The sequence below is a fragment of the Ruegeria sp. CF4 genome (genome assembly GCF_056537345.1).
Window position 1 is genome coordinate 349594 of record NZ_JBQFRJ010000002.1, and the last position, 13216, is coordinate 362809.

11 protein-coding genes are annotated in these 13216 nt (G+C 59.8%); 5 read left to right on the forward strand and 6 right to left on the reverse strand.

Annotated elements, in window-relative coordinates:
• Positions 1–50: 50 nt before the first annotated feature.
• Positions 51–1100: a Glu/Leu/Phe/Val family dehydrogenase gene (locus tag ACR0NF_RS08470; protein WP_480778069.1), complete on the forward strand. Its 1050-nt coding sequence runs from the start codon at positions 51–53 to the stop codon at positions 1098–1100.
• A 48-nt stretch (positions 1101–1148) separates the two neighbouring features.
• Here ACR0NF_RS08470 and trpS read toward each other — a convergent pair whose 3' ends face one another.
• The gene (gene trpS / locus ACR0NF_RS08475) at positions 1149–2177 is read right to left on the reverse strand and encodes a tryptophan--tRNA ligase (protein ID WP_480778070.1); all 1029 of its coding nucleotides are present in this window, start codon (positions 2175–2177) and stop codon (positions 1149–1151) included.
• Between the two features lie 86 nt (positions 2178–2263).
• Between trpS and ACR0NF_RS08480 the strand changes: the two genes are divergently transcribed.
• The gene (locus ACR0NF_RS08480; RefSeq protein ID WP_480470867.1) at positions 2264–2950 is read left to right on the forward strand and encodes a rhomboid family intramembrane serine protease; all 687 of its coding nucleotides are present in this window, start codon (positions 2264–2266) and stop codon (positions 2948–2950) included.
• Positions 2951–2954: 4 nt separating this feature from the next.
• Here the strand turns inward: ACR0NF_RS08480 and murJ are convergent, their stop codons facing one another.
• From murJ to ACR0NF_RS08495, 3 genes are read right to left on the reverse strand one after another with little or no spacing between them, the layout of a single operon-like run.
• On the reverse strand, positions 2955–4496 hold the full coding sequence (murJ, locus tag ACR0NF_RS08485; protein ID WP_480470866.1) for a murein biosynthesis integral membrane protein MurJ: 1542 nt from the start codon (positions 4494–4496) through the stop codon (positions 2955–2957).
• The gene (locus tag ACR0NF_RS08490) at positions 4493–7252 is read right to left on the reverse strand and encodes a [protein-PII] uridylyltransferase (RefSeq protein ID WP_480778071.1); all 2760 of its coding nucleotides are present in this window, start codon (positions 7250–7252) and stop codon (positions 4493–4495) included. The genes murJ and ACR0NF_RS08490 overlap by 4 nt, the downstream gene beginning before the upstream one ends.
• A 19-nt stretch (positions 7253–7271) precedes the next feature.
• Positions 7272–8444: a penicillin-binding protein activator gene (locus ACR0NF_RS08495; protein ID WP_480778072.1), complete on the reverse strand. Its 1173-nt coding sequence runs from the start codon at positions 8442–8444 to the stop codon at positions 7272–7274.
• Between the two features lie 87 nt (positions 8445–8531).
• Here ACR0NF_RS08495 and rsmI point away from each other — a divergent pair, with 87 nt between their 5' ends.
• The 3 genes from rsmI (at position 8532) to gshB (ending at position 10756) form a co-directional block, all read left to right on the forward strand.
• The gene (rsmI, locus tag ACR0NF_RS08500; RefSeq protein WP_480778073.1) at positions 8532–9389 is read left to right on the forward strand and encodes a 16S rRNA (cytidine(1402)-2'-O)-methyltransferase; all 858 of its coding nucleotides are present in this window, start codon (positions 8532–8534) and stop codon (positions 9387–9389) included.
• 3 nt (positions 9390–9392) lie between these two features.
• On the forward strand, positions 9393–9761 hold the full coding sequence (locus ACR0NF_RS08505; RefSeq protein WP_480778074.1) for a YraN family protein: 369 nt from the start codon (positions 9393–9395) through the stop codon (positions 9759–9761).
• Between the two features lie 62 nt (positions 9762–9823).
• Positions 9824–10756, forward strand: coding sequence for a glutathione synthase (gshB, locus tag ACR0NF_RS08510; protein WP_480778075.1), 933 nt, complete (start codon positions 9824–9826; stop codon positions 10754–10756).
• On the opposite strand, the gene ACR0NF_RS08515 is transcribed toward gshB, so the two are convergent.
• Both ACR0NF_RS08515 and ACR0NF_RS08520 read right to left on the reverse strand, forming a co-directional pair.
• Positions 10753–12267, reverse strand: a complete 1515-nt coding sequence (locus ACR0NF_RS08515) for a YifB family Mg chelatase-like AAA ATPase (RefSeq protein ID WP_480778076.1) — start codon at positions 12265–12267, stop codon at positions 10753–10755. The two genes, gshB and ACR0NF_RS08515, sit on opposite strands and share 4 nt — an antisense overlap.
• Positions 12268–12314: 47 nt before the next feature.
• The gene (locus ACR0NF_RS08520; RefSeq protein ID WP_480470859.1) at positions 12315–13199 is read right to left on the reverse strand and encodes a glutathione S-transferase N-terminal domain-containing protein; all 885 of its coding nucleotides are present in this window, start codon (positions 13197–13199) and stop codon (positions 12315–12317) included.
• Positions 13200–13216 lie beyond the last annotated feature (17 nt).

The window sequence follows — 13216 nt, forward strand, 5'->3', positions numbered from 1 at the left end:
ATCTCTCGCCTGAAAGTGGCAAACTCTTCGGGACATTCCGGAGGAGGCTTATGAAGATCACTGAAGTTGATGCGCCCGGGCACGAGCGCGTTGTTGAATTCAAAGACAACGCGCTGGGCCTGTTGGGCTATGTTGCAATCCACTCAACCCAGCGCGGACCAGCGGCTGGGGGCGTGCGGATGCGGCCCTATGGTCACGCGGCCGAGGCGCTGCAGGACGTGCTGCGCCTGTCGCGTGGCATGACGTTCAAGAATGCCGCAGCCGATCTGCCGCTGGGCGGTGGTAAGGCGGTGATCATCGGTGATCCCGGCATCGACAAATCACCTGAACTGCTCAAGGCTTTCGGGCGCGTCGTGCAGAGCTTGAACGGGCTTTACTGGACTGCCGAGGACATGGGCATGACACCCGCCGACATGGCACATATCGGGGCGCAGGCGGATTACGTGGCCGGTCTGGCCGACGGAGCCTTCGCCAGCGGCGATCCGTCGCCCATTACTGCGCGCGGGATTTTCAACGCAATCCGCGTAACCGCACGGCACCGGTTCGGGAAGGCCGATCTTGATGGCTTGAGGGTCTCGATCCAGGGGCTGGGCCATGTGGGTGAGCATCTCTGCCATTTGTTGCACGACGCGGGCGCGCATTTGATCGTTACCGATATCGATGCACAGCAATCGGCGCGCGTTGCCGAACGGTTCAACGCGAAGGCGGTTGCGCCCGACGCGATTTACGGTGTCGAGGCCGACATCTTCGCCCCCTGCGCCATCGGTGGTATCCTGAATGAAACCAGTATCCCGCTGCTGCGGGTCGGGGCAGTTGCAGGCGGTGCAAACAACCAGTTGGCCAATGACAGCGACGCGCAACTGTTGCACGACAGGGGCATCCTCTACGCGCCGGATTTTGTGGCAAACGGTGGTGGGATCATCAATGTCGCGACCGAGATTCTGCGCGTGGCTGATCGCGAAGATTGGGTGGCGCACAGGTTACAGGCGCTGGAGCAGACCATGGATCGTATTCTGATGCGAGCGAAGGCTGAGGCGATCAGCCCGCACGAGATTGCCGAGGCCATTGTATACGAAACGCTGCGTGCCGAAGCCGCTTGAAGCAAGTAACGCCGCCCTTATTGGGGCGGCGTTCCATTGGTTGAGAGATCAGGCTTTGCCTGCGCCCACCATTCCGACAATCTCATAGGTCTGCTGCAGGATCGGAGCGGCAATCTCACGCGCGCGTTCGGCGCCGCGTGCGAGAATCTGATCGATCTCGGCCTCTTCCCCCATCAGGCGTGCCATCTCGGACGAGATTGGCGCCAGTTTTGAGACTGCCAGTTCGGCCAGCATCGGCTTGAACTCACCAAATTGCTTGCCACCAACTTCAGCCAGAACCTGCTCGGCCGTCTGGTCGCTGAGCGCGGCATAAATGTTCACCAGATTGCGCGCTTCGGGACGTTCGGACAGGCCATTGATCTCAGACGGCAGAGCATCCGGGTCGGTCTTGGCCTTGCGGATTTTCTTGGCAATGGTGTCCGCGTCGTCGGTCATGTTGATCCGAGTCATATCCGATGGGTCAGAGGACGACATCTTCCGCGATCCATCCCTTAGGTTCATCACGCGCGGTGCAGGTCCTCCGATGACCGGCTCGGTCACAGGGAAAAAATCGACGCCGTAGTCGTGGTTGAACTTGATCGCGATGTCACGGGTCAGTTCCAGATGCTGTTTCTGGTCCTCGCCCACAGGTACGTGGGTGGCGTGATAGACCAGAATATCCGCTGCCATCAGTGCAGGATATGCAAAGAGCCCCAGCGAGGCGTTCTGCGCATTCTTGCCGGCCTTGTCCTTGAACTGAGTCATCCGCTGCATCCAACCCATCCGAGCGATACAGTTGAAAATCCACGCCAGTTGCGTGTGCTCGGGTACCTGACTTTGGTTGAACAGGATCGACTTTTCCGGGTCCAAACCCGCGGCGATGAAACCCGCGCAAACTTCGCGTGTTTTCTCGCGCAGCCGGACCGGATCCTGCCAGACGGTGATGGCATGCAGATCGACCATGCAATAGACCGTCTCAAAATCCGGCCCTTGCATATCAACAAAACGCTTGAGTGCACCCAGATAGTTGCCAAGGTGCAGGTTTCCCGAAGGCTGGATGCCGGAGAACACGCGCGGCGTGAATTGGGTCTCGGTCATCGAAGGGAACTCCCGTCTGGAAAAATCAGTCCCCGTCGCTTACCCATGAGGTCAAGGGACGTCAACAGCCGCAAAGGTAAAGCCCAATGAGCAGTGAGCATTATACCCCGCCTGTGAATCCTCTGCCGCCTGTGGTTGTGGCGCTGACGTTGTTCATTATGGGGATTGAAGTGGTCCTGCAACTGGGCGCGCGTGGGATCGTTGGTGGGCCGTCGGCAGTGGGCTGGCGGCTGGATGCGTTGCAGCAGTATACGTTCTCCCCCGACATCTTCGACTGGATGATGCAGAACGGGCGCTGGCCATTCGAACATGTGATCCGCTTTGTCACTTATCCCTTTGTCTCGGCCAATTTTACGCAGGCGATCTTTGTCTGTGTCTTTGTTTTGGCGATGGGCAAGATGGTGGCAGAGGTGTTTGGCAGCGTCGCGATGCTGATCATCTTTGTGCTGTCCGGTGTCGGTGGTGCGCTCGCATATGCGGTGCTGCTCGATCCTGCGTATCCGCTGGTTGGAGGATTCCCGCCCGTCTACGGGCTGATCGGCGCGTTTACATGGCTGCTCTGGCGCAAGCTGTCTTTGGTCGGGGCGAACCAGTCCCGCGCCTTCAGCCTGATTGCGATGCTGATGGGTATCCAGTTGCTGTTCGGTCTGCTCTTTGGCGGTACGTCGGACTGGGTTGCGGATCTGGGCGGATTTGCCACCGGGTTCGGCCTGTCGTTCTTTCTGGCTCCGGGTGGATGGGCGCGTATCGTAGGCAGGATACGCCGCGATTGAGCGATTATCCGCGTCGCAGCGCGGTGCGGAACTCCGACAGTTTGAAGGCCCCGAACAGGTGGCCGAGTGCGAAATAGACGACCCCCGCCGTTGCGATCAGCAGCAGCAGCGCGAGATAACGCAGACCAGAAAGCTCGAAGGCCCAACCAAAGAGATGAATGGCTGCATAGAGCACGACCCCCATCCCGATTGAGGCCGCAACGATCCGTCCCGCCCGGCGCTTGAACCGGTCATCAAAGCGCGCTTCGTCCCCGAATTGCCGCGCACCCAGCGCCAGCAACAGGACCATCACCCATCCGGCGGTTGAGGCGGCGATGGCGGGCGCGATCCAGCCGACCACGGGATAAAGACCAAAGGCCAGAACGGCGTTCATCACCATCGCAACAACGGCATAGCGGAACGGAGATTTCGTGTCTTCCCGGGCAAAGAACAATGGCTGCAACAGCTTTTGCAGCACGAAAGCAGGCAGGCCGATTCCATAGATGGCGACGGCCAGAGCTGTGGCCGCGGTATCCTCGGCGGTGAACTGGCCGCGTTGAAACAGAACCGAGACCAGTTGCACGGGTATGATCACAAAAGCTACGGTTGATGGGATGGTCAGTAGTAGCGTGAACTCTCCGGCTCGGGAAAAGGCATTGCGTGCGCCGTCCCTGTCGTCGGCCCGCAGACGTCGGGATAGATCGGGCAGCAGGACGATGCCTACGGCGATCCCGACCACGCCCAAGGGTAGTTGGTACAGGCGATCTGCCGCGAACAACCAGCTAACAGCTTTCTCAGTTTTCGAGGCCACCAACTGCCCGACTACCAGATTGACCTGTGTCACCCCCATGGCCAGCGCGGCAGGTACCGCGATACGCACCATTCGTCGCATTTCGGGGCTGAGTTTCGGCAGGCCGGGACGGATACGGATGCCGGCGCGTTCGGTTGCGACCCAGACCAGCGCAAGCTGAGCAACGCCTGCGACAGGGATAACGGCGATCAACCAGCGGATCACTTCGCCGCCCGAGAGAGTTCCGAAGATCAGTGCGGAACAGGCGAAGATGTTCAACAGAACCGGCGCAGCGGCGGCAGCAGCGAACCGGCCAGTGGCGTTCAGCACCCCGGAAAACAGCGCGGCCAGCGACATGAACAGGATGTAAGGGAAGACGACATAGCCATAGTCCACCGCCAGATCGAAGCGTTCGTCGCCATAGAACCCCTCGGCCGTGATCCAGACCAGCGCGGGCATGAAAACCATCGCCAAACCGACCAACGCCAATACGGCTATGGCCAGAAGATTGAAGGCATCCTGTGCGAAACCTTCCGCGTTCTCGCCCCCTTCCAACCGTTTGGAGAACATCGGCACGAAGGCTGCGTTGAACGCACCCTCAGCGAAGAAACGGCGGAACATATTGGGCAACCGGAAGGCAGCGACGAAGGCGTCCATCACCGGACCCGGCCCGATATAGGCGGTCAGCAGGATTTCCCGCAGGAAGCCAAGGATACGGCTGGCGAGCGTCCAGAAGCCCACCGTAAAGAAACCCGAAAACAGGCGGATCTGCTTCATGAGGCGGCGCGCTCGGCGCCCTCGGTGATGGCCTTGCGCAGCTTTGATTCAAGTGCGCGCTGCTTGCTTTCCGAGTGGTATTTCAGCCCGAACATATCCTTCACATAGAAGGTATCGACAACTTGTTCACCATAAGTCGCGATAACGGCGTTGGCGACATAGACATTGGCCGCGGCCAGCGTGCGCGCGAGGTCATAGAGCAGACCGGGGCGATCGCGGGTGTCGACCTCGATGATCGTGTAAATCTCGGACCCGTCATTGTCGAAGGTGATATGGGTCGGCACATTAAAGGCGCGTTCGCGTTTCTTGATCTTGTCGCGCGATTTCAGGGCGTCACGCGCCACCACCTCACCCTTCAGTGTCTTGTGGATCATCTGGGTCAGGCGCGGTATGCGCGACGTCTCATAGGGATGGCCCTCGGCATCCTGAATCCAGAAGGCATCCGTCACATATCCATCCTTGGTCGTGTAGCTGCGCGCATCGACGACGTTGGCGCCGACCAATGCCAAAGCCCCGGCGATCCGCGCAAAGATCCCCGGATGGTCCCCCATGGCAAAACAGGCCCGCGTCGCGTCGCGATCTTCGTCGGGGTGCAGGCGAATTCCCATTTCTCCGGGATCGCCGCTGTCCTCCAGCGCTTTCAGCATCTCGGCAAACTCGACATGGGTCGAGAGATTAAGACCTTGCCAATAGGGATCGTAGTGCCGCCCGGTCTCGGTTTTCAGATCGGCTTTGGACCAATCGGCCAACTCAGCCCGTAGCAGTTTTTTCGCCCCGGCACCGCGATTGGCGCGGTTGAGGTCTTCCATCCCCGTTTCCAACGCACGCTTGGTTTCAGCGTGCAGCGCGCGCAGCAGGGTGGCTTTCCAGTTGTTCCACGTATTCGGGCCAACGCCGCGAATATCGCAAACGGTCAGAACCGTCAGCAGGTCCAGCCGTTTGACCGTCTCGACCGCCTTGGCGAAATCGCGAATGGTGCGCGGGTCCGAGATATCGCGTTTCTGCGCCATATCCGACATCAGCAGGTGATAGCGCACCAGCCATTCCACCGTTTCGGAATCCGATTTGTTCAACCCCAGCCGCGGGGCCACCTTGCGCGCGATCTGCGCACCAAGGATCGAGTGATCCTCGGGCCACCCCTTCGCGATGTCATGCAGCAGCAGCGCCACATACAGCACCTTGCGGTTGACCCCTTCCTTGAGGATAGACGAGGCCAGTGGCAGCGACTCGATCAATTCACCGCGTTCGATCTGGGCGAGGTTTACGATGCATTGGATCGTGTGCTCATCGACCGTATAGCTGTGATACATATTGAACTGCATCATCGCCACGATGTGCTCGAACTCGGGCAGGAAGGCCGACAGAACCCCCAACTCGTTCATCCGTCGCAAGGCGCGCTCGGGGTTGCCGTGTTTCAACATCAGATCAAGGAAGATGCGCTGCGCTTCCTTGTCGGTGCGCATACCCTCGTCGATCAGACGCAGATTTGCGGTGACCAGACGCATTGCGTCCGGGTGGATCAGCATCCCGGTGCGCAAGCCTTCTTCGAAGAGCCTTAGCATATTCAGCTTATCTGACAGGAAGGTGTCCGGGTCTGCGATATCCAACCGACCATGCACAACCCTATATCCGGCCTTCACCCGGGGCCGGCGGCGGAAGATGCGTTCCAGCAGCGGTGCGCCTTTCATATGGGCCGCTTCCAACTTGGTCAGGAAGATGCGGGTCAACTCACCTACGCGCGTTGCTTCGCGGAAATAGCGCTGCATGAATACTTCGACAGCACGCCGCCCTGCGCGGTCTTCATAACCCATCCGCGCGGCAACCTCGACCTGCAGGTCGAAAGTCAGCTGCTCAGTGGCGCGGCCGGTCACCAGATGCAGGTGAGAGCGCACGGCCCAGAGAAAGTCTTCGGCCTGAACAAACCCTTTGAATTCATCTGGTGTGAACAGACCCAGCGGGACCAGCTCGGCCACATCCTGAACGCCGTAGATATACTTGGCGATCCAGTAGAGCGACTGTAGATCGCGCAAGCCGCCCTTGCCCTCTTTGACGTTGGGCTCGACCATATAGCGTTCACCCTGTTTGAGGTGTCGCTCGTCACGCTCTTTCAGTTTGGCTTCGATAAAATCACGCTCAGTGCCTTTGAAAAGATCCGCTTTCAGCCGCGCCTCAAGCTCTTCGGCCAGCTCTTTGTTCCCGGCCAGATAGCGCTGCTCCAACATGGCGGTGCGAATGGTGAAATCGTCACCCCCCAGTCGCAGGCAATCCTTGATCGTGCGGGATGAGTGGCCGACCTTCAGCCGTAGATCCCAAAGGATGTAGAGCATGGATTCAATCACGCTCTCGGCCCAGGCTGTGATCTTGTAGGGGGTCAGGAACAGCAGATCGACATCGGATGAGGGCGCCATTTCGCCTCGGCCATAGCCGCCCACAGCCAGCACGGCGATCTTTTCGCCCTGCGTCGGAGTAGCCAGTGGATGCAGATGCTCGCTGGCCACGCGCATCGCAGTACAGACCAGTTGATCCGTCAGATAGGTGTAAGAGCGCGTCAGCGGACGCGCATCAAAGGGGGCTTTGGCGAATGCGTCGGCGATGGCCGCGCGCCCCGCCTTCTGAGCGTCGCGCAGGATGCGGACGGTTTCAGCCCGCAGAGCCGCATTGTCCGCACCACTTTCAACGGCGGCGGACAGGTTGGCTTGAATACCGACCGAGTCAAAAATCCGGTCAGCGGGGCAGATCAGTTTGTTGTCAGGCATGGTTGCCTGCGCCGGTTGCTCAGAATCCGGCGCCAGAGAAGCTTTGTGGGGCAGGGTCAATCACAACCACCTGTTTGTTCTGGATCGTGGCAACCGCCAGACCGCGTTCGTTGGTACCGTTAGGACGCAGGCGGAAGATACCGCCGACACCCTGAAACCCTGCATTCTGGGTCAGGGCTGCCCCAGTCAATGCATTGGATTTGCCTTGGCTGACCAAGGCGCCAATGGCCGCGATTCCGTCATAGGCCAGGCCACTGATCGGATGCGGGGCTTCGCCATAGGTGTTGTTGTAGCGTTGGCGATAGGCTTGCGCTTTGGCCGGATCCGGCAATGCAAACCATCCGCCCTGAACGCCTGGCAATTCTAGCGTCTGTGCCGGGATGTCCCAGCGCGTCAGGCCCATATATTGCACATTGGCCGGAGAAACACCCGCCTCGGGCAGCAGCTGGCTGAACAGCGGCAACGCACCTGCAGTCGTCGCGGTCAGGAAGATCGAATCCGCACCGGTCGACTCCACTGTGGCCTTGATGGTTGGGACAGAATTGATCACACCCTGCTGAGATCGATCATAAGCTACGGTGCCAGCATTATTTACTCGGCTGCTGCTGAGTGCCGTTGCGATTGCGGATTGTCCGAGTTGGCCTGCCGAGTCATTGCTGTGCACGATCACCGTGCCGGTTTTGCCCTGTCGTCCAGCGAAATTGACCAGACGATTGGCGGTGTTCTGGAAGGTCGGCCCCAGGACATAGACATTGCCACCCGCAATGCTGGTGTTGTTCGAGAAGGACAATACATTGACGTTGTTGTTGAGAACCGCAAGGCCCGCCGCATTCGCTGCTTGCGCATAAACCGGACCCAGAATGATCTTGGCCCCATCCGCAACAGCTTGCTGAGCGACCGTTGACGCCGTTCCTGCATTGCCCGCGGTATCGTAGACGCGGAGATCAATTTTCACATTTTGCAAATCTGCCATCGCCAGACGCGCCGCATTCTCGAGGCTCCGCGCCAGCGCAGCGTCCCCCGATTGTGACGAGCCGCTAGGCACCAGCAGCGCCACCGGCACGGGATCAGAGGTATCGATCGAGGGGCCTCCGCCGATACCGCCGACTTCACAGGCGGCCAGAAAGGCGGCGGTGGCCAGAGCAATGGCGGATTTCGCCAGTTTGCGTGTGGGCTTGCAAACGGTAAACATCTAAATGAAAACTCCCTGATCCGGCGTCTGAGGGCACCTTGGTCTATTGATCCGCGATAATAAACGTCACGCTGTGAGGGTCCAGCTTTGAATTTCCAAAAGACAAGATTGGCCCCTGGCCTGTACTTTGTTGCCACTCCTATCGGAACCGCGCGCGACATTACGCTGAGGGCGCTCGACGTGTTGGCCTCGGCCGATATGATCGCCGCCGAGGACACCCGCAGCCTGCGGCGGTTGATGGAAATTCATGGTGTTCCGTTAGAGGGTCGCCGAATCCTTGCTTATCACGACCACAGCGGCGCTGGTGCGCGCGGCAAGATACTCGAAGCGCTTGGGGCTGGGCAGTCGGTCGCTTATGCCTCTGAGGCCGGGATGCCGCTGATCGCCGATCCGGGCTACGATCTGGGCCGGCAGGCGGCTGAAGCTGGTTTTGCGGTTACCTGTGCGCCCGGCCCTTCAGCGGCGCTGGCTGCGCTGACTTTGGCGGGTCTGCCGACCGATGCATTCTTTTTTGCCGGGTTTCTACCCAACGCCTCGGGTGCACGTCGGACCCGAATCGAGGCGCTGCGCGATATTCCCGGAACGCTTGTCTTTTACGAATCCCCCAAGCGTCTGGCCAACTGCCTTGTCGATATGGCGGATGTGTTGGGCGGCGATCGGCAAGCTGCTGTGTGCCGCGAGCTGACAAAGAAGTTCGAAGAGGTCCGGCGCGGAACGCTTGCCGAGTTGGCGGCAGGATATGAGGGAGCCTCGGTCAAAGGAGAGATTGTTCTGCTGGTGGATCGTGCGCATTCGCAAACCGTTAAGGAATCTGACGTAGAAGAGGCTTTGAGACAGGCTTTGGAAAGTCATTCGGTGCGCGATGCGGCGGATCTGGTGTCAGAAATGTTCAATCTGCCGCGCCGCCCGATTTATCAGAAAGCCCTGAAGCTGGGTAAGGGATGAAATATGGGGCGATCCGTGCGGGGTTCGGTTTCTTATCACGCGGGGCAGGCTGCAGAGCTTTGTGTTGCAACCGATTATGAGCGGCGCGGCTATACGATTGCGCATCGCAGGTGGCGCGGCGCAGGGGGTGAGATTGATCTGATCGCCCGGAACACCGATGGCATCGTGTTCATTGAGGTCAAGAAAAGCGCGAGTTTCGCATCGGCTGCGGCCCGGATCAGCCCCCGGCAGATTGAACGCATCTGTGCCTCAGCCGCCCAATTTCTTGAGCATGAACCAGATGGGCAATTGACGAATGTGCGCTTTGACGCAGCCTTGGTTGATGGCAGTGGTGCGGTTGAAATTATCGAAAACGCCTTTGGTCACGGCTGATCGCCATTGAACCCGATAGGTCTCTGCGCCATGTATCGGGCGTAGAACGTAAGGGACAAGCCATGAAAATCGCCTTTCAGATGGACCCGATCGGGGCCGTGGATATCAATGCCGACAGCTCGTTCCGTTTGGCCGAAGAAGCACAGGCCCGCGGGCATGAGCTGTTTTTCTACGGCCCGGACCAACTGGCCTATCAAGAAGGGCGCATAACCGCGCGTGGTCATGACATGACGGTTCAGAGGGTGCAGGGTGACCCGGCTGTGCTGGGTCCGGAGCGCGAGGTCGATCTGGCCGATTTCGATGTCATCTGGCTACGGCAGGACCCGCCATTTGACATGCATTACATCACCTCGACCCATCTGCTGGATCGCCTGAAAGGGCAAACGCTGGTCGTGAACGACCCCTTCTGGGTGCGGAACTATCCCGAAAAACTCCTGGTGCTGGATTTCCCCGACCTGACCCCACCAACGACGATCGCGCGGGATTTGCAGACCATCAAGGCGTTCAAAGAAGAGCATGAAGATATCATCCTCAAACCGCTCTATGGCAATGGCGGCGCCGGGGTGTTCCGGCTGGATGCGAATGACCGTAACCTGACCTCTTTGCACGAGTTGTTCACTGGCTTCTCACGTGAGCCGCTAATCGTGCAGAAGTTCTTGCCCGATGTGCGTAATGGCGACAAGCGGGTGATCCTGGTCGATGGTGAGGCTGTGGGCGCTATCAATCGCGTTCCGGCTGAGGGCGAGACACGTTCGAACATGCATGTGGGCGGGCGGCCCGAGAAGGTTGGTCTGACCGAACGGGACATGGAAATCTGCGCCGCAATCGGCCCGCTGCTGAAGGAAAAGGGTCAGATCTTCGTCGGGATCGATGTCATCGGTGATTATCTGACCGAGATCAACGTGACCTCGCCCACCGGTATTCAGGAGCTTGAGCGTTTCAACGGCGAGAATATTGCCGAGAAGATCTGGCAGGCGATTGAAGCAAAGCTTTAGGCCCCAACCTTGGCGCTGATGCGAAAGCTCAGCGCCTCGGCGATATGCGGGCGACGAATGTCCGCCTCGCCGTCCAGATCTGCGATGGTGCGGGCAACCCGCAGAATTCGATGAAAGGCGCGGGCGGATAAGCCAAACCGTTCTGCCGCGTTCAGAAGCAGCTCCTTGCCTTCTGCGTCCGGCGTTGCGCATTCTTCCAGAAACGTGCCTTCGAGGTCGGCGTTCTGACGTGCAGCATGCAGGTCAGCGAACCGTTCAGCCTGTACCTCCCGTGCCGCTTCGACGCGCGCGGCAACGGTGGCTGAGCTATCGCCCGAGGGTGGCAGATCAAGATCGGTAAACCCGACTGGCGGAACCTCGATCCGCAGATCAAAGCGGTCCATCAAAGGCCCTGAGATACGGCCCAGATAATCCTCGCCGCAGACCGGGGCGCGGGAACAGGCGCGCGACGGGTCGGTCAGGTAGCCGCATTTGCAGGGGTTGGCTGCCGCCACCAGCATGAACCGGCAGGGGTATTTGACGTGCGCATTTGCACGGGCGACCATGACCTCTCCGGTCTCGATGGGTTGGCGCAGGGTTTCCAGAACAGTGCGCGGGAACTCGGGGAATTCGTCCATGAACAGAACGCCGTTATGCGCCAGCGAAATCTCTCCGGGTTTGGCACCTTTGCCGCCACCGACAATGGCCGCCATCGATGCGGTGTGATGGGGTTCGCGAAACGGGCGTGCCCGGCTGATACCACCTTCGTCCAGCAAACCGCAGAGCGACTGGATCATCGAAGTCTCCAGCGCTTCAACGGGCGTTAATGGTGGCAGAATACCGGGCAGCCGTGCCGCCAGCATGGATTTGCCGGAACCGGGCGTGCCGATCATGATCAGGTGATGCCGTCCTGCTGCTGCAATCTCCAGCGCGCGTTTGGCGCGTTCCTGGCCTTTGACATCCCGCAAATCGCGCGCGCTGGGCGATAGGCTGACCTCGCCCGGAGTCGCGGCGGGCAGCGCTGATTGGCCGGTGAAGTGACGGACCACATCGCCCAGAGACCCCGCGCCGATGACTTGAGTGGCGTCGACCCACGCCGCCTCGGAGCTGGATGCTGATGGGCAGAGCAATGAACGGTCCTCGGCTGCGGCGGTCATGGCGGCGGGCAGAGCGCCAACGACGGGAACCAGCGATCCGTCCAACGAAAGCTCGCCCAAGGCCACAGCCCCTTCGGCGGCATCGGTTGGTATAATCTCAAGCGCCGAGAGCAGCGCTACTGCGATGGGCAGATCGAAGTGGCTGCCCTCTTTCGGCAGGTCGGCAGGGGACAGGTTGATGGTGATCCGCTTGGACGGAAGCGCGATCGCCATCGAACTCAGCGCACTGCGTATCCGATCGCGCGCCTCGGATACGGCTTTGTCGGGAAGCCCGACGATGGAAAAGGCCGGAAGGCCCGGCGAGACGGCACATTGAACCTCGACCGGGCGGGCGTCAACGCCCTGAAAGGCAACGGTATGGGCGCGGGCGACCATGGCAATCCTGTTCTTGGTTAACAGGACGTTGCTGCCATGGTTGCGGTTTAGGAATGGTTAACGCCAGCCACCATTGCGGTGAATTTCGGCCATGCGCCCGGATCGGCAACGGTTTTGTCACGACAAGACGGATTGCAGAAGCCCCAGACTTGACCGTCGAGCTCAAGGTAGTCCGTAACAGGTTTACCGGAATACGGGCAGCCCGTGTTGACCGATGGGCCGGTTTCAACGGCTCTTGCCTTTAAGGATCCACCAATCGGCCAGTTCTGTTCAGGCAGGTTTTGCGGATAGGGAAAGGGATCATAAGAGATTGTCAGGCCCATCGCGCGCCACTGGCGGACAGGCGAATCCGACAGAAGCTCAAGGCAATAGGCACGATTTGCCTCAGACACCGGCAGGCCATAGCCAATGATCCGCGCAGCAACCGGAGCGTAAAACACATCTGCTAGGGAATAGGCCCCGAATAGCGGGCCGGTTTCTGCACCCGAGACGTTGCGGGCATGTGCCCACAGTGTCTCGATCCGGCTTAGGTCGGACAGCGTGTCCGGTGACGGCTTGAATCCCTCCCAGCAGTGCCGCAATTGCATCGGGCATTCGCCCCTTAGGGCCGAGAAGCCTGCGACCATCTCAGCGCATAGCCAGCGGGCCGTTGCGCGCGCCGCGGGACCGGCGGGCCAAAGCCCAGCCTCAGGATGTCGCTCGGCCAGTGTTTCTGCCATGGTGAGGCTTTCGCCGACCACGGTTCCGTCCGGCAATCTCAGGGCCGGGACGAGGCGGGCGGGGGCCAGAGACTCCATATCCGCAGCCATTGTTCCGGCATAAAGGCCAATCATGTGAGAGCGGTAAAGCAGGCCGAATTTCTCGAGCATAAGCCACCCGCGCAGGGACCAGCTGGAAAACAGGCGGTCGCCGATGAAAAGGTCATAGGTCATGTTTGAACGATGTCGGA

Coding starts and splice junctions, on each gene's coding strand:
- gshB (WP_480778075.1), top strand. CDS start 9,824: ATGAAAATCGCCTTTCAGATGGACCCGATCGGGGCCGTGGATATCAAT.
- murJ (WP_480470866.1), bottom strand. CDS start 4,496: ATGAAGCAGATCCGCCTGTTTTCGGGTTTCTTTACGGTGGGCTTCTGG.
- ACR0NF_RS08470 (WP_480778069.1), top strand. CDS start 51: ATGAAGATCACTGAAGTTGATGCGCCCGGGCACGAGCGCGTTGTTGAA.
- ACR0NF_RS08480 (WP_480470867.1), top strand. CDS start 2,264: ATGAGCAGTGAGCATTATACCCCGCCTGTGAATCCTCTGCCGCCTGTG.
- ACR0NF_RS08520 (WP_480470859.1), bottom strand. CDS start 13,199: ATGACCTATGACCTTTTCATCGGCGACCGCCTGTTTTCCAGCTGGTCC.
- ACR0NF_RS08490 (WP_480778071.1), bottom strand. CDS start 7,252: ATGCCTGACAACAAACTGATCTGCCCCGCTGACCGGATTTTTGACTCG.
- ACR0NF_RS08505 (WP_480778074.1), top strand. CDS start 9,393: ATGGGGCGATCCGTGCGGGGTTCGGTTTCTTATCACGCGGGGCAGGCT.
- trpS (WP_480778070.1), bottom strand. CDS start 2,177: ATGACCGAGACCCAATTCACGCCGCGCGTGTTCTCCGGCATCCAGCCT.
- ACR0NF_RS08495 (WP_480778072.1), bottom strand. CDS start 8,444: ATGTTTACCGTTTGCAAGCCCACACGCAAACTGGCGAAATCCGCCATT.
- ACR0NF_RS08515 (WP_480778076.1), bottom strand. CDS start 12,267: ATGGTCGCCCGCGCCCATACCGTTGCCTTTCAGGGCGTTGACGCCCGC.